Annotated in this window: 14 protein-coding genes and 1 tRNA gene; 8 read left to right on the top strand and 7 right to left on the bottom strand. The window is 68.4% G+C overall.

Annotated elements, in window-relative coordinates; all coding sequences use genetic code 11:
* Positions 1-128: 128 nt before the first annotated feature.
* The 3 genes from AC4ELH_RS06155 to pgm form a co-directional block, all read right to left on the bottom strand.
* Positions 129-201 (bottom strand) — tRNA-Ala (locus AC4ELH_RS06155).
* A gap of 55 nt (positions 202-256) precedes the next feature.
* A complete protein-coding gene (locus AC4ELH_RS06150; RefSeq protein WP_055112345.1) occupies positions 257-1,519 on the bottom strand; it encodes an MFS transporter in 1,263 nt (420 codons plus the stop codon).
* Positions 1,516-3,162 (bottom strand): phosphoglucomutase (alpha-D-glucose-1,6-bisphosphate-dependent), encoded by a 1,647-nt coding sequence (pgm, locus tag AC4ELH_RS06145; RefSeq protein ID WP_448442825.1) that lies wholly within the window; start codon positions 3,160-3,162, stop codon positions 1,516-1,518. The genes AC4ELH_RS06150 and pgm overlap by 4 nt, the downstream gene beginning before the upstream one ends.
* A gap of 92 nt (positions 3,163-3,254) precedes the next feature.
* Here pgm and AC4ELH_RS06140 point away from each other — a divergent pair, with 92 nt between their 5' ends.
* The gene (locus AC4ELH_RS06140; RefSeq protein WP_448442823.1) at positions 3,255-3,953 is read left to right on the top strand and encodes a hemerythrin domain-containing protein; all 699 of its coding nucleotides are present in this window, start codon (positions 3,255-3,257) and stop codon (positions 3,951-3,953) included.
* Here the strand turns inward: AC4ELH_RS06140 and AC4ELH_RS06135 are convergent.
* Entirely contained in the window at positions 3,901-7,269 is a 3,369-nt protein-coding gene (locus AC4ELH_RS06135; protein ID WP_448442821.1) for an ATP-binding protein, read from the bottom strand. The genes AC4ELH_RS06140 and AC4ELH_RS06135 overlap by 53 nt on opposite strands.
* A 48-nt stretch (positions 7,270-7,317) precedes the next feature.
* On the opposite strand from AC4ELH_RS06135, the gene crcB (AC4ELH_RS06130) reads away from it, so the two are divergent.
* Genes crcB (AC4ELH_RS06130) through mbtN form a run of 6 tightly spaced genes read left to right on the top strand, consistent with a single transcriptional unit; the run spans position 7,318 to position 12,224 of the window.
* Positions 7,318-7,716, top strand: coding sequence for a fluoride efflux transporter CrcB (crcB, locus tag AC4ELH_RS06130; RefSeq protein WP_055112339.1), 399 nt, complete (start codon positions 7,318-7,320; stop codon positions 7,714-7,716).
* Positions 7,713-8,081 (top strand): fluoride efflux transporter CrcB, encoded by a 369-nt coding sequence (gene crcB / locus AC4ELH_RS06125; RefSeq protein ID WP_064879061.1) that lies wholly within the window; start codon positions 7,713-7,715, stop codon positions 8,079-8,081. Before crcB (AC4ELH_RS06130) ends, crcB (AC4ELH_RS06125) begins: the two co-directional genes overlap by 4 nt.
* The gene (locus tag AC4ELH_RS06120) at positions 8,078-9,151 is read left to right on the top strand and encodes a DUF190 domain-containing protein (RefSeq protein ID WP_448442819.1); all 1,074 of its coding nucleotides are present in this window, start codon (positions 8,078-8,080) and stop codon (positions 9,149-9,151) included. The genes crcB (AC4ELH_RS06125) and AC4ELH_RS06120 overlap by 4 nt, the downstream gene beginning before the upstream one ends.
* Positions 9,152-9,211: 60 nt before the next feature.
* Complete coding sequence (mbtL, locus tag AC4ELH_RS06115) at positions 9,212-9,481, top strand: mycobactin biosynthesis acyl carrier protein MbtL (RefSeq protein WP_055112333.1); 270 nt, start codon at positions 9,212-9,214, stop codon at positions 9,479-9,481.
* A gap of 5 nt (positions 9,482-9,486) precedes the next feature.
* On the top strand, positions 9,487-11,052 hold the full coding sequence (gene mbtM / locus AC4ELH_RS06110) for a long-chain-fatty acid--ACP ligase MbtM (RefSeq protein ID WP_448442991.1): 1,566 nt from the start codon (positions 9,487-9,489) through the stop codon (positions 11,050-11,052).
* On the top strand, positions 11,049-12,224 hold the full coding sequence (gene mbtN / locus AC4ELH_RS06105) for a mycobactin biosynthesis acyl-ACP dehydrogenase MbtN (protein ID WP_064879053.1): 1,176 nt from the start codon (positions 11,049-11,051) through the stop codon (positions 12,222-12,224). Before mbtM ends, mbtN begins: the two co-directional genes overlap by 4 nt.
* A gap of 10 nt (positions 12,225-12,234) precedes the next feature.
* Here the strand turns inward: mbtN and AC4ELH_RS06100 are convergent, their stop codons facing one another.
* Together AC4ELH_RS06100 and AC4ELH_RS06095 are read right to left on the bottom strand one after the other, a co-directional pair.
* On the bottom strand, positions 12,235-12,885 hold the full coding sequence (locus AC4ELH_RS06100; RefSeq protein WP_064879050.1) for a GNAT family N-acetyltransferase: 651 nt from the start codon (positions 12,883-12,885) through the stop codon (positions 12,235-12,237).
* 85 nt (positions 12,886-12,970) lie between these two features.
* A complete protein-coding gene (locus AC4ELH_RS06095; RefSeq protein WP_448442816.1) occupies positions 12,971-13,330 on the bottom strand; it encodes a DUF488 domain-containing protein in 360 nt (119 codons plus the stop codon).
* Positions 13,331-13,350: 20 nt separating this feature from the next.
* Between AC4ELH_RS06095 and AC4ELH_RS06090 the strand changes: the two genes are divergently transcribed.
* Positions 13,351-13,551 carry a hypothetical protein gene (locus AC4ELH_RS06090; RefSeq protein WP_064959415.1) on the top strand — a complete coding sequence of 67 codons (201 nt, stop codon included), beginning with the start codon at positions 13,351-13,353 and terminating at the stop codon, positions 13,549-13,551.
* A gap of 11 nt (positions 13,552-13,562) precedes the next feature.
* Here the strand turns inward: AC4ELH_RS06090 and AC4ELH_RS06085 are convergent, their stop codons facing one another.
* The gene (locus AC4ELH_RS06085; protein WP_498883479.1) at positions 13,563-16,181 is read right to left on the bottom strand and encodes a helix-turn-helix transcriptional regulator; all 2,619 of its coding nucleotides are present in this window, start codon (positions 16,179-16,181) and stop codon (positions 13,563-13,565) included.
* Between the last annotated feature and the right edge of the window lie 54 nt (positions 16,182-16,235).

Raw genomic sequence — 16,235 nt, 5'->3', positions numbered from 1 at the left:
GAAGCGTCACCGACTCAATCAACTTCTCGGCGTCCCACCGCGAACCCCCGACATTTGGCCAAAACGTGAACGTTGCCGACAAACCAAAAAACCCGCCCTGACCGAAGTCAGAGCGGGTTTTTCAAATGTGGAGCTAAGGGGATTCGAACCCCTGACCCCCACACTGCCAGTGTGGTGCGCTACCAACTGCGCCATAGCCCCGTTTGTCGTGCCCCACGAAGTTACACCACGGCTACCCCAGGTTCAAAATCGCTGGTCAGGGAACCTCTCCACCGGCCTCGGGACCCAGCGCGCGGGCCGGCGTGTGCTCGGCTGACGGCCTTCCGCGGGTCTCTGGAGCGAAGACCCAGCCCAGCGCAGCCACCAGGAGAATCACCCCGCTGATCACGAACGCCCAGGAGAACGACAGGTACTGCGCGATCAGCCCGACCAGCAGCGAGCCCCCGACCGATCCGACGTCGGCCATCATCTGGAAGGTCGCCACTGCGGTGCCGCCGCGGGCCTTGTTGCCGATGATGTCGGCCACTGCGGCCTGCTGTGGCGCAGTGAAGATTCCGGTCGAGAAACCCGCGATGTAGGCGCTCACCAGAAACAGCGTCAGCCCGTCGGTGAATCCGACCATCACGGTCGAGATGCCGGCCGCGGTGAGCCCCACGATCAACAGCAGCCGCCGCCCCACCCGGTCGGACAGGTAGCCGCTGGGGATCACCGCCGATACATTGCCGACCGCGAAGGTGGCCAGCGCGAGCCCGGCCATCCCGGGCCCTCGGTGCAACACGTCGACGATGAACAATGGCACCAAGGCGATTCGGAGCCCGAAGGCCGACCAGCCGGTGGCGAAGTTCGACAACAGCGCCGCCCGGTAGGCGCGGTTGCGCAGCGCCGTGCGGACGGTCACCTTCGGGCCTTCGTCGGGCGCAGGTGCGGCCAGCGAGGAGTGCCGCAGACTGATGAACACCACCGCGGCGGCCACCAACAGGGCCGCGCCATAGATGACGAACGGTGCGTTCAGGCCGAGGCCCGCGGTGAGGCTGCCGAGCACAGGCCCGCCGACCGAGCCGACCAGGAACGCCGAGGAGAACATGCCGGCCACGCGGCCGCGGGCATCCTCCGGGCTCACCCGGATCATCAGGCCCAGCGCCGAGACGAAGAACATCGTCGAGCCGACACCGCCCAACGACCGGAACAACAGCAGCTGCCAGTACGTCTGTGCGAAGGCGCAGGCGCCGGTGGTGACGGCGACGATCAGCAGCCCCCACACGTAGATGCGGCGCTCCCCCAGCCGCTGGATCAGGACCCCGGTGGCGGGCGCGAAACACAGCCTCATCAGGGCGAACGCGGTGATGACGAAGGTCGCGGCGCTGATGCTGACGCCGAAGTGGCGGGCGTAGGCCGGCAGCACCGGGGCCACCACGCCGTAGCCGAGCGCGATGACGGCATTGGCGACGATCAGGACCCAGACTTCACCGGGCAGCTTCGCCTTGGTGCCGGGCTGACAGTCGCCCTCCGTAACGCTCACCCAATGACTGTATTAACCACATCCTTGGCGGCCTCCTGCACCTCCGCCAGATGGTCAGGACCGAGGAAGGACTCGGCGTAGATCTTGTAGACGTCCTCGGTGCCCGACGGCCGGGCGGCGAACCAGGCGTTCTCCGTCGTGACCTTCAGCCCGCCCAGCGCCGCCCCGTTGCCCGGCGCGGCGGTCAGCTTCGCGGTGATGGGTTCACCGGCCAGTTCGGTGGCGCTGACCTGCTCGGGTGAGAGCTTGGCCAACCGTGCCTTCTGGTCCCGGTCAGCCGGCGCATCGATGCGCGCATACGTGGGCGACCCGTAGCGTTCGGCCAGTTCGGCATAGCGCTGCGACGGCGTCGACCCGGTGACCGCCAGGATCTCCGAGGCCAGCAGCGCCAGGATGATGCCGTCCTTGTCGGTGGTCCAGGTCGACCCGTCCATGCGCAGGAACGAGGCCCCCGCGCTCTCCTCGCCGCCGAACCCGATACCGCCGCCGATCAGCCCGTCGACGAACCACTTGAACCCGACCGGTACCTCGACCAGCTTGCGGTCCAGGCCGGCCACGACCCGGTCGATGATCGAACTGCTCACCGCGGTCTTGCCCACCGCGGTGGCCCCCGGCCAGTTGGGCCGGTGGGTGTAGAGGTAGTCGATGGCGACCGCCAGATAGTGGTTGGGGTTCATCAGCCCGCCGTCCGGGGTGACGATGCCGTGCCGGTCGGAGTCCGCGTCGTTGCCGGTGGCGATCTGATAGGTGTCGGGGTGGCCGATGACTTTCGAAACAAGCCCAGCCATGGCATTCGGTGAACTGCAGTCCATCCGGATCTTGCCGTCGGTGTCCAGGGTCATGAACCGCCACGTCGCGTCCACCAGCGGGTTCACCACGGTCAGGTCGAGGTTGTACCGCTCGGCGATCGCGCCCCAGTAATCGACGCTGGCCCCGCCGAGCGGGTCGGCACCGACGCGGATGCCCTCGGCCCGGATCGCGTGCAGATCCACCACATTGGCCAGATCCGTCACGTAGGCGTCGAGGTAATCGTGACGCTGCGCCATCTGCACCGCCCGCGACAACGGCATGCGTTTCACGTCCTTGAACCCGTCGCGCAGGATCTCGTTGGCACGCTTGGCAATCCAGCCCGTGGCGTCGGTGTCGGCGGGACCGCCGTTGGGCGGGTTGTACTTGAAGCCGCCGTCGCGGGGCGGGTTGTGGGATGGGGTGACGACGATGCCGTCGGCCAGGTCGGCGTCGCGGCCCCGGTTGAAGGTCAGGATGGCATGGCTGACGGCGGGCGTCGGCGTGTAGCGGTCCGCCGAATCGATCATCGCCACAACGTCGTTGGCCGCCAGCACCTCCAGCGCCGACGCCCAGGCCGGTTCCGACAGCGCGTGGGTGTCGCGGCCGAGGAACAACGGGCCGGTGGTGCCCCGCGCGGCGCGATACTCGACGATGGCCTGCGTGGTGGCCAGGATGTGGCCTTCGTTGAACGCGGTGTCCAGACTGGAGCCGCGGTGCCCGGAGGTGCCGAATACCACCTGCTGGGCGATGTCGTCGGGATCGGGCCGCCTGGTGTAGTACGCGGTCACCACCTCGGCAATGTCGATCAGATCCTCGGGTTGAGCCGGTTGCCCGGCGCGGGGATTGGCAGCCATGGTTCCCGATTTCCCTCCGACAACTGGCGTTCGACGGTCAGAGCAAGCCTTACACAAGTCGGTTACAAGTGTGGCCCGGCAACGTGGCTGCCGTGAACACTCCGATGCAACCCACACGACTCGTCAACGTCACCGCGCGACGTCCCGGCGATCCCGAACCCGACCTCCTCGGTATCAGCCTTGCGCACCGCGCCATGGTCACCGACGTCGGCCGCGTCGCAACTTTGACCTCGGCTTTCGCGGATGGAGTGATGACGTGCACGCCCCGACGCGCTCGCGCCGTCGCCCGGTACGTGAACCTGCTGTGCGACTCGGTTCATCACCACCACACGACGGAGGACCAGATCCTGTGGCCGGTGATCGAAGCCTCCGCGGGCGGGAGTGTCGACCTGACCGAGCTGACCGAGGACCACGCGGCGCTCGAGCCGCGGTTGGACCGGTTGCGCGCGCTGGCGGTCGGGTTCCGGCTGAATGTCGGCGATAAGGCGTCAGCGGCGCCGCTGGCCGCCGGCCTCACCGAGCTGCACGCACTGCTGCACGAACACATTGCCGACGAAGAACGAGAGATCTTCCCGGTGATCCGGCAGTACGTGTCTGTCGACGACTGGGCCGCCGTCGAAAAGGCAGCCCAACGGAGCGGGCGGATGTCGTTCGACGGACCACGCACCGTGGCGGTGATGACCGAGCAAGAGCGCGTCGCACTGTCCGAAACCGTCAGTCCGATACTGCTCGCGCTGATCACCGTGTTGTCGGTGCGCCACCGGCGATTCGACCGTCGGGTGTTCGGCTGAGCACGCGTGCGGCGTCCGCCCCGAGACGCTGACGGAGCGCAGCGGCATCGGCGCGGTAACGGCGCGCCTGCTCAGCGTCGCCGGTCAGTTCGGCGACGGCGGCCAGCGCCTCGTCGACGGGTCCGGTGAGCAGCGTGCCGTTGTCGAGCCCAGCCATCCGACCGGAGTAAGGCAGCAGCTCCTCGGCAGTCGCCTTGGCGACCGCCTCGTCACCGATCGCCGCCGACGCGTGTGCGCGCAGGGTGGTCATCGCCAGCCAGTAGTAGGACCGCTCCACCGGCTCGCGCTGGGCCCAGACCTGTTGTGCTTCATCGGCTCTTCCTGAGGCCAGCAACGCCAGGACCACCGCGTCGGTGACCGCCTTCGACACCATGTTGTGAATGGCGAGCAACTCGTCCGCCAGCGGGGCGAGGTCGTTACGGAACAGAGCCCCCGTCAACCGTCCGACGACTGCCATCAATGCGCCGTTGGGCGCTCCGTGTTCTGACAACTGAGCGGCCGCCGCAGCGTAGCGCCGCTCCCCCTCGTCGGGCCGGCCGGCCAGCACCGTCAACTGCGCCTCGAACACGTCGAGCACGCCCAGTAGGTAACCCAACTGGCCTGTACCTGCCCGCGCCACAGCGAGATCGACGCGATCCAACGCGGCAGCCAGGTCCGAGCGGCCCGCCGCGGATAGGAACAGCAGCCACTGTGCGACCGCCTCGTAGTCGACCGCGCCGCACTCCTGCGCCACCGTGAGCAGTTCAGCGGCCATTGTTTCCCGTTCGGCGGCCAGGTCCGGGCCGAGCGCGGCGAAGGCACGGGCATTGAGCGCCGCGCACAGCAACCTGCCGTAGGCGTCGGGAGTCTCGGCGTGCGCCGCACGTGCCAACGCCAACGCCTCCGAACTCGCCTGCAATGCGGCGGGCGTATCCGCACCCTCCAACTCGGCGAACAACGTCGACAACAGTCGCGCCCGCACCGGCACCGGATGATCGCGGGCCAGTACCCGCCGAAGCGGCACCACGATGTCCGCATCGGCTGCGTCGGTGGCCCGGAGCCGCCACACCAGCGGGGCATCCCACAGGGTGAGCGCGTCCACGGTCAACACGTCGTTGCCCACTGTCAGTGCCAACGTCCGCTTCTGTTCGTCGCGTGCCGAAACGACATCGCCGGCCCGCGCCAGCGCCGCGACCAGTCCACAGCGCGCGAGAACCGCCCGCTCCAGCATGTTCGGCTGCGGGCCTGCGGGCCGGACTCCGGCGAGATCCAGCATCCGAACGGTGGCCCGCCACTGCCGCACCGATTCCGCCGGTGCGCCGACCGAATCGGCCTCACGGGCAGCGGACATCGCGAAATCAGCTGCTGCACTTGCTGTGTCGGGTGTCGCTGCGGCCACGGCGTGATAGGCGAGCGAGGAGGAATCCGCTGAACTTCCCGGCCGGCGCAGCAGACCGAGGGCCGCAGCGTGCAGCCGGGTCCGGCGCAGGATGGACATGTCGTCGTAGATCGTGTCGCGGATCAAGGCATGGGCAAACCTGGCCCGGCCCGGCGCCGGTTCGTCGAGAAGCCCGGCCAGCACAGCCGGTTCGAGAGCGTCGAGCAGATCCTCTGAGTTGCCTTGCGCGAGATCGCCGAGAAGGTCGAGGTCCACGTCGCGACCGAGCACCGCAGCCTGACGCAGTGCCGTGGCTGTCGGTGCGGGTAACCGGGCAAGTCTGCGCCGCAACACATCACGTACCCCGACCGGCACGCCGCCCTTGCCGGCTTCCACGCCCTCGGCAACCATCAACCGGGCCAGTTCCCGGATGAACAGCGGATTGCCGCCGGTCCGCTCACGCAGGAGTCGCAGCATCTCGCCCGATAGCGCCGAAAGGCCGTACTCGGCAGCCAGTTCCGCAGTGGCCGCCTCGTCCAGGCCCGCCAGTTCCAGGTGGACGGCGGCGTGGTTGGCCAGCGCCGCGCGGGCCGCCTCCAGCTCCGGCCCCAATTCGGAGGACCGGTACGTACCGACGATCAGCACGCGATGACCACCGAGTCGATCGGTCACGAAGCGCAGCAATTCCAGCGTCAGGCCATCGGTACGGTGCAGGTCATCCAGCACGACGACCAGCGGTCGGCGGGCCGATACCTGCCCGAGGAGGCCGGCGAGCGCCTGGGCCAACCAGAACGTGCCGCCGCTGTCGGCACTCGCGGTCCCGCCGTCGTGCAACAACGGGCCCAACGCCGCGACCTGATCGGGTTCGCACGCGGCCACGAATTCACGGATGACCTCCGTCCACGCCCAACCCGGCGGTGCACCATCCACCTCCGGGCAGCGTCCCGAGGCCACCGCCCAGCCGGTCGCGCGTAGCCGCTCGGCGGCGGTATCGACAAGTGTGGTCTTGCCGGAGCCCACCTCGCCACCGACCCACAACACGCGACCACCTTCGCGCTCAACCGTTTCCGCGGTCCGTGCGATCGCCGCCAGTTCAGTGCTCCGCCCACACGACCGTGGCGGCTTTCGCCCGACCCGCGGAATAGCGACCGTCCTCTCTGCCAGCGGGATCGGCTCAAGATGATCGGCCTGCTGCAGGATGTCGCGTTCCAGATCCCGCAGCGGACGCGCCGGTTCGAGCCCGAGGTCATCGACGAGGTGTTCACGGGTACGGCGTAAGACGTCCAGTGCTGCCGACTGATGACCGGTCCGGTACAACGCGGTCGCGAGCAACCCGGCGGCAACCTCCCGACCCGGGTGATCGCGGGCGAGGCGCTCCAGAACCCGCACGACGACTGCGTCGCGACCCAGCACGGACTGCGTCTGTGCATACGATTCGGTGGTGGCCAACCGCAATTCGGTCAGACGGGCCACTTCAGGGGCGGCCCACAGCGCATCGGCCGCCTCCGCATAGGGCTCACCCGACCAGCCCGCGAGCGCATCTTCGAGCAGTCGCGCCCGCTCGGCGGGTTCGGCTTCCTGCTCTGCCGCAGAGACTTTCGACTCGAAACGCCACACGTCGACGGCCTCGGCCGGCAGCCGCAGACAGTATCCCGGCGCCGCGCTGACGATGACGCCCGCCACGGTGCGCGGCTCGCGCCACGGCTCGAGCACGCGACGGAGATGCGAGATGTAGGCCTGTAGCGATGACAACACTTTCGGTGGGGGTTCCCCCTCCCACAGGTCGTCGATGAGCCTGTCGACCGACACCACCTCGCCGTGTGCGGATACCAACCGCGCCAACACCGATCGCTGCCTGCGGCCGCCGAGTTCCACCGGCTCGCCGGCCACCCACGCCCGGATCGGCCCCAGCGCAGCCACCCGCACCGCGGAAAGTGCGGAATGATCCGGGGCCGTCATAGTGAGCCGACGATAGCGCTCGGGCCGGCGACCGACATACTTTGCATCATGACCCGTCACGACGGCCGCGAACTCGCCGCAGTTTTCGTCGGCGGCGCGCTGGGCACCCTCGCCCGCGCAGGACTGGCGGTGCTCGCGGCACCCGAACCCGGGCACTGGCCGTGGCCGACGTTCATCGTGAACATTCTCGGCGCGTTTCTGCTCGGCTACTTCACCACGCGACTGCTGGAACGGCTGCCCGTGTCCAGTTACCGCAGGCCACTGTTGGGTACCGGCGTGTGCGGCGGGCTGACCACCTTTTCCACGATGCAGGTCGAGACGGTCACGATGCTCGAACACGGCAACTGGGCATTGGCCGCGGGATACACCGCCGCCAGCATCGCCGCCGGTCTGCTGGCAGTGGCGATCGCGACCGCGATGGTGCGTCGGGCGGCAGTGCGCCGATGACAACCGTGATGGTGTGGACCGGCGTGCTGCTCCTTGGCGGCGCCGGAGCGGTCTGCCGCTTCCTGTTGGACCGTGCGGTGTCCGCGCGCCACACCCGCGGTTTCCCGTTCGGCACCTTGGCGGTCAACCTCAGCGGCGCCTTTCTGCTCGGCTTCCTCGGCGGACTGGCCCTGGACCGGCACGCCGCGCTGTTGGCCGGCACCGCATTCGTCGGCTCCTACACAACGTTCTCCACCTGGATGCTGGAAACCCAACGGCTGGGTGAGGAGCGCCGGATCTGGCCCGCAGTCGGCAACATCGCTGTCAGCGTGGCGCTCGGCCTGACCGCGGCATGGCTGGGCATGTCGCTCGGGAGCCACCTGTGACCACCACCGACTACCTCAAGCTGACCGCGTACTTCGCCGAACGGTCGCGTCACGAGCACCGCTTCGTCGCCGACGCGCTCTTGGATCTGTACGGCGGCAGCGACATCGCGATCAGCGTGATGCTGCGCGGGATCTCCAGCTTCGGTCCGCACCATCACCTGCGTACCGACGAGACGTTGACGGCCTCGGAAGATCCGCCGATCACCATCGCGGCGGTCGATGCCGCCGACAAGATCTCCGCACTTGCCGAGCAGACCGTCGATCTCATTCCCCGCGGTCTGATCACCCTCGAACGGGCCCAGCTGATCCGGCGCGATTCGCCCGCGCCGACCGTGACCGATACCTGCAAGCTGACGGTGTACGTCGGCCGCCACCACCGGGTCGGCGGAGTTCCGGCCTACCGTGCGGTGTGCGACCTGCTGCACCGGCGCGGCTTCGCGGGGGCCACCGTGTTCCTCGGAGTCGACGGCACCGCACACGGCCAGCGTCGACGCGCGGCGTTCTTTGGCCGAAACACCGACGTGCCGCTGATGATCATCGGACTCGGAACCGGGGTGCAGGTGAACACCGCACTCGGTGAGCTCACCGAACTTCTGGCGAACAATCCGCTGCTCACGGTCGAACGGGCGCAATTGTGCAAGCGGGGCGGGCAGTTGCTGACCCGCCCAGCCGAACTTCCTGCCACCGACGCGCAAGGCCGACAGCTGTGGCAGAAGTTGATGGTGCACACCTCGGAGACCGCACACCACGACGGGGTGCCCATCCACCGCGCGATCGTCCGCAGGCTGATGCAGACCGGTGCCGCCGGCGGGGCCACCGTCCTGCGCGCGGTGTGGGGATTCAGCGGCGACGACAAGCCACACGGCGACCGGGTGTTTCAGTTCGGGCGTCAGGTGCCGGTGACGACGATTGTGGTGGACACCCCGGAACGGATCGCCGGCGCCTTCGAGATCATCGACGAACTCACCCGCGAGCATGGTGTGATCAGCGCCGAGATGGTGCCCTCGGCGACTGTCGTCGATGCCGGCCGGCGCTTCGGTGGCACCGATCTGGCGCACTTCAGTTACTAATCCCACAGCGGGCTTGGTAAGGCTAGCCTAGCTTTCCTTCGCCGTGTACCGTGCGACCCCATGCAGTCGACAACACCCGAAGCGGTCAGCGCCGCCCTCACCGAGATCCTTCGCGACGACATGAACGTCGATGTCCGCCGGGTGACCAGGGAATCCCGGCTCGTCGACGACGCCGGTCTGGATTCGGTGGCGTTCGCCGTCGGCATGGTGGCGATCGAGGACAAGCTCGGGGTCGTCCTGTCCGAAGAAGACCTGCTCAGCTGCGACACCGTCGGAGACCTCGAGGCGGCCATCCTGGCGAAAGTGCCTGCCGCGCAGAGCAGCCAGTGAGCGTGTTGGCCACGGCGCTCGCCGCGTCTCTGAGCGCGAGCGACGCCGATCTGGTGATGTACGACCAGGAGACCCGCACCTGGACCCGCCACCCGTGGGCGCAGATGTATGCCCGTGCCGAGAACGTCGCCGAGCAGATCGGTCACGACGGTTCGCCGGCGGTCGGCGTGGTGGGTGAACCCACCGCCGAAGGCATCGCGACGGTGCTCGGCGCCCTCCTTTCCGGCGCCGCCCTTTCGGTCCTGCCCGGTCCCGTCCGGGGAGCAGACGCCGCGCAGTGGGCGCAATCCACGCTCAAGCGGTTCACCGACATCGGCGTGGGCACCGTGTTCAGCCACGGTGACTACCTGAATCTGCTGGAGAAGGCCGAGCCTTCCGTGGCCATCCATGACGACACCGCGGTGGCGCACGATCGACGCTCCACAACGCTGCCGCTGGGAACCGGCCCGTGCGCGGTCCTGCAAGGCACGGCGGGTTCCACCGGAACCCCACGCACCGCTCAGATGTCCCCCTCAGCGGTACTGGCCAATCTGAACGGGCTGGCCGAGCGGATCATCCTGTCGCCCAGCGATATCGGTTGCTCCTGGCTGCCGCTGTACCACGACATGGGCCTGACCTTCCTGCTCACCGGGGCGATCCGCGGCATCGAGGTATGGCAGGCGCCGACCGCAGCGTTCGCGGCCTCACCGTTCAGCTGGGTGCGGTGGCTCACCGAGAGCCGCGCCACGCTGACCGCCGCACCGAACATGGCCTACGGGCTGATCGGCAAATACTCCAGGCGGCTGACCGATCTCGACCTGTCAGCCCTGCGATTCGCCCTCAATGGCGGCGAGCCGGTGGACTGTGAGGCGACGAGCCGGTTCGGCACCGAACTGGCCCGCTTCGGCTTCAACCCCGGGGCCCTGTCCCCGTCCTACGGCATGGCCGAATCATCCTGTGCCGTCACGGTTCCGGTTCCCGGGCGCGGAGTGGTGATCGACGAGATCACCGTCACCACCGATGCGGGTTCCAACCGGCAGCAGCTGGCGGTCCTCGGTGAGGCGATTGCCGGGATGGAGGTGCGTCTGCGCCCCAGTGACGACAACGCCGGCATCGTCGACCGCGAGGTGGGCGAGGTCGAGATCCGCGGCACCTCGATGATGTCGGGCTACCTCGGCCAGGAACCCCTGAATTCCGGCGACTGGTTCGCCACCGGCGATCTGGGCTACTTCGTCGACGGTGGGCTGGTGGTGTGCGGCCGCACCAAGGAACTGATCACCGTGGCCGGACGCAACATCTTCCCCACCGAGATCGAGCGGGTTGCCGCCCAGGTCAAAGGTGTCCGCGAGGGCGCGGTGGTAGCGGTGGGCGCCGGCGAAAAGGCAGTCCGGTCCGGCCTGGTGATCGCGGCGGAGTTCCGTGGCGCCGACGAGGCCGGAGCCCGCAGCCAGGTCATCCAACAGGTGGCCTCCGAATGCGGCATCGTGCCCGCTGACGTGGTGTTCCTGACACCGGGCTCACTCCCCCGCACTTCCTCGGGCAAGCTGCGCCGCCTGGAGGTCAAACGACAACTGGAGGAAGCGAAGTCATGACCGCTACTGTGCCCACGCCGGCGCCGGCCACCACCTCCCTCGACGAGTACCGCGATCTGCTGGATCGGGTGTTCGACGATCAGGTCAAGGCATGGACCGCCGAAGCCGAAGAAACCGAACGCTTTCCGCGCGCGCTCATCGAACACCTCGGTCGCAACGGGGTGTTCACCGAGAAGTGGGGTGACGGTCAGCAGCCCGACGTGGCCAAGCTGATCGAGTTGGCCTTCGCGCTGGGCCGCAACGGTTCCTCGGGCATCGGCGTGGGCGTCAGCCTGCACGATTCGGCCATCGCGTTGCTACGCCGGTTCGGCAAGTCCGATCACCTCCGCACCATCTGCGAACAAGCCGTCCGCGGCGAGGCCGTGCTGTGCATCGCCGCCTCGGAAGAATCCGGCGGTTCGGATCTGCAGATCGTGGAGACCGAAGTCCGCACGGCCCGAGACGGTTTCGAGATCAAGGGCATCAAGAAGTTCGTCTCGCTGTCCCCGGTCGCCGATCACATCATGGTGGTGGCCCGCAACGTCGACCACGACCCGACGAGCAGGCACGGCAACGTCGTCGTCATCGCCGTCCCGACTTCACAGGTCGAGGTGCAGACCCCCTACCGCAAGGTCGGCAACGGTCCCCTGGACACCGCCGCGGTGCACATCGACACCTGGGTGCCGGCCGACCATCTGGTGGCCCGCGCTGGGACCGGGCTCGCCGCGATCTCCTGGGGCCTGGCCCATGAACGGATGTCGATTTCCGGGCAGGTGGCCTCCGGGGCACAACGGATCCTCGGAATCACGTTGGCACGCATGATGAAACGTCGTCAGTTCGGTCACACGCTCTTTGAGCACCAGGCGCTGCGGATGCGGATGGCCGATCTGCAGGCGCGGGTCGACATGCTTCGGTACGCCCTGGCCGGGGTGGCCCTCCAGGGCAAGCTCGACCTCCGCGCCGCCGCGGCCTTCAAGGTGACCGCGGCACGACTGGGCGAGGAGGTCGCGTCGGAGTGCATGCACATCTTCGGCGGCTCCGGCTATCTCGTCGACGAGACCCCGCTGGGCAAGTGGTGGCGCGACATGAAGCTGGCCCGGGTCGGCGGCGGCACCGATGAGGTGCTGTGGGAGCTGGTGGCCGCGGCCATGAAGCCCGACTACGATGGCTACGCCGAATTCGCCGGAGCGTGAACGAATCCCGCTACCCGGCGGCGCCGAAGGCGTCGTCGGGTGTACGCGGCAGCGCATAGAGGGCCATGCGACGGTTCGACATCTCGTGCTCGCCCAGGAATTCACACCCCGCCCACTCACACAGCCGGCGAGCGCCGGTGTTGCGATGGTCCGGGTCGAACATGACCCGCCGGCAGTCCGGGTCCAGTTCGAACACACTGGCCACGATGCGCGGCAACAGGATCGGGCCCATGCCGCGGTTGACGAATCTGAGATCAGCGATCGCAGCGTGCATGCCGATGTCGTGCGGGTCGGCGGCATAGCGGGGCGCGATGGAATCCTTGGCCGCCCGATACAACTCGACGTAGCCGGCAGGCTTTCCGCGGAAGCTCGCGATCAACGGCCGCGAGTACTGCCCGTCCAGCTGGGCCTGCAAGTAGCGCCGCCACCGCTCGGGGGCCCAGTCGTACTCCCAGGCTTCGACCAGATGCGGACGGTTCATCCACTCCGAGATCAACTCGGCGTCAGCGTCGGCGTCGGCCGGCCGGATGTCATACGGCTCGGCCAGAACCGGGATGGGCGCCGCGTCGACGGCGCGTACCTCGTCGGTGATGTCGGTCAGCTCGCGTTTGAGCACGGGGGCCCCTGGCAAGTCGGCCACGTCGGTATCGATATCGCTCATTTGAGCGCCGAGCCTACCGTAGCGAGTGAGGGTAGGTTTACCTTCCTCCCGAGCGCCGGGTGGTCCGCCGGATCGGTGGGCCTGCTCAGGCGAGGAGCTTGGCCAGCACCGTCAGATGGCTGAGTTCGACCTCGCGGGTGGCGGTCACCAAGGTGACCGGGCCCTGGCCCACCAGCGTGCGCAGCTCGTGGAAGGCCGCGGACTCCTCACCGGACTGCAGCTCCTCGGTATAGCGGGCGGCGAAGTCGTCGTAACGCTCGGGCTTGTGGTCGTACCAGTGCCGCAGTTCTGTGGACGGGGCCACCGCGGGCAGCCAATGACCCACCCGCGGATCGGTTTTCTTCATGCCCCGGGGCCACAGCCGGTCGACCAGAACCCGCTTCCCCTCATCGGGTTCGGGCTCCTCATACACGCGGGCCAACCGCACACGGTTCTTCGCGGCCATGCCGTGCCATGGTAGTTGGCATGAGCCTCGATCGGGTCGAAGATCTACAGCGCTGGCAGGATTCCGGCGCCCACTGGCGCGTACTGACCCGCACTGCGGACAGCCTCACGATCTCCTTGCTGCGCTGTGACGGAGGTGAGGAAGTGGACCGGTTCACCTCATCCGACCCGCGACTCCTCGCATTCGTCGGCGCCCGCACCGCGAGCGACGACGAAACCTGAGACCGGCAGCGTCACACCGCCGGGCCGAAGCGCGCCAACCGGGCCAGATGATCGCGGTCCTCGACGCCGAGCTTGGCGAACATGCGGTACAGATGACCATCGACGGTGCGCACGGACAGGCACAGCCGGCCCGCGATCTGCCGGTTGCTCAGCCCCACCCCGACCAGGTCGGCGATCTCCCACTCCCGATGCGTGAGCGGCAGCGGGTCGCCGGCACAGCGCAGCGCCGGGGTGCGCGCCCCGGTCTGGCCCGCCAGCCACAGCGCCCTGGCCGCGGATTCCAGTTCACTGCCGCGGCAGCCTGCCTCGGCGTACATCCTCGCTGCGTCGGCGGCGGCGTCGGCGGTGAGCACCAACGCACCGAGCGCCTCGAACCGATCCGCCGCCGCGATGAGCAACGCGGGATCATGCCGTGTCAGACCGAGACTGTGCGCCCCGACGGCTTCCGCCACCCGGGTACCGCGCCGCCGCGCCAACTGCTGAATCCGCTCGTGCCCCGACGAGTCCCCGAATCTCAGTGCGGTGTGCAGGGCCGTCAGCTCGATGGCGTCCATCCCGCTCGCCGCGGCGATGTCCGCCGCCGCTACTGCGTGAGCGATGGCCGGGCCCGTCTCGCCCGTCGCGGCCGCAGCCCACGCGCGGCCCAGCTCCAACTCAGGCCGGAACACATCGCGTGGCCCGGCTGCGGCGGCCTCGGCACGCACCAGGGCTGCAGCCGCCGCAACACCATCGCCACGCATTCCCTCAGCTTGGGCCAGGCAGGCGACGACAACCATCAGCCACCCCGGCGGCAGGCCCTGCGGGGTGGCCCACACCGCCGTCTGCAACGCATCACAGGCTGAGGCCAGGCGGCCGCGGGCCAGCTCCACCCTCCCCTGCAGTGCGGTGCCGATGGCCTCGGCCTGCGGCGAGCCGGCCGCCTTCTCGACGTAGGCATCGCAAATGCCGTGCGCCTTGTCCAGCTCTACATCGCCCAGGGCCGCCGACACCCGAGCGAAGACGAACCAGTACCGCGGCGAGCCCGACACACAATGTTCGGCCGCGAGCTCACCCGCATGCGCCACCGCGACGGCCTCGTCCGACCGCCCGGACAAGGCCAACGCGCTCGACGTGGCCAGCGCGGCCCATACCGTCGCCGTCGGCGGCACCTTCTGGTCCAGTACTGCGGTGCCCAACGCGATCGCCTTCTCCAGCTCACCGGTGTGGAAGGCGAAAACCGCCTCCATCGCGGCCACCAGGGTCACCGTCTGCGGGCAGTGCAGCTGTTCGCGGAGCGTCGAGAGCACCTCATGCGCCGCGTCCGGGCGGGCGCATCCGAAGAACAGATTCGATGCCCGCAGACAACCCCACCGGGCCAGCATCGCTTCGTCGTCGGGATCCGGCACCGACCGGGCCAACAGTTGCTCGGCCTGCTCGCCCCGGCCCTGCCAACTCATCGCGTCGGCCAGGACGATCACCGCGGGCATCCCGGCACCGTGATCTACCGCGTACCGCGCAAGCTCTTCTCCGAGAGTCAGATTGGACATGGTGACCGCGCTGGCCGCGGCATCGGCGATAACGTCCGGATCCGCCGGGACGTCGCCTCCCACCATGAATCGAGCCAGCTGGATACGACCGCGCACGTCCGGCACCGCTCCGTTGCCCGGTGATTGAAGGTGTGCCGCCAGCAGCGACGCCAGCTGCGTGTTGATCTGCCGGCTTCGGGTGCTCGAGCATCGGTCGCGCGCAACCTCACCGATGATCGGATGGCCGGGTTGCACCAGGGTGCAGGCGGCATCGTTGAGCACCTGGATCGCTCCGCGCCGTTCCACGCTGGCGATCGCGTCGAGGTCGCAGACTGCTGCCAGCACATCGAAGTCGAGGACCTCGGCGGTGGACACCATCTCGACCACATCGCGCTCGTTCGGTGTGAGCGTGTCGAATCGTGAATTGATCAGGGCGTGCAGGTCTGCGCTGGCCCGCAGCGGCCCGCACAGCCGCCACCGGCCCTCATCGCGTACGAACGCCTCGTCGCCGAGAGCCGCGTTGACGACGCCCCGCAGGTAGAGCGGGCTGCCGGAGGAGAACCGGTGTAGTTCACCGACCGCGCGGGGGTCGACATCACCGTGCAGCACCGCTGCCATCAACTCGGCGGTCTGCGCCCGGGTGAAGGGCTCCAGGTCCAACCGCAGCAGCAACTGTTCCTTCCACAACGCGGTCACCGCATCGGATGTGGGCACCCGGTTCTGGATGGTGACGATGAGTTTCGCCGCGCCGTGCACCGCCAGCTGCTGGACCAGCAGTGCCGACAGCTGATCGAGGTGCTGAGCATCGTCGACCACGATGACCAGGTCGGGTTGGGCGGCCAGCGCCTCGTGCGCCGCGGCGAGCATCACCGTTGGGTCATGCGCGTCCGTCAAGGTGAGTGCGTGCAGAAACGCCCCGAGCGGTACCGCCTGCCCGGTTTCGGTGCCCAGGACAAACCGCACCGGACGCCCGTCGGCCTCCATTTGCTCGGCAAGTACCCGGGCCAACGCCGACTTCCCCACGCCTGCCCCGCCCGCCAGCACCACACCACGGAAGTCGCCACGCAACGCCTGCGCGGCTTCACGCAGTTCAGCATCCCGTGCGACGAATGGCCAGTCGGACAAAAACGACCCCTAGGTACTCGCGCCGTACCCGGCTGACGGTACGCCGGTACCGGA

This window comes from Mycobacterium shunyiense (genome assembly GCF_058270075.1).
The sequence above is the reverse complement of the archived record's forward strand: the minus strand, read 5'-3'. Positions and strand labels throughout refer to the sequence as shown.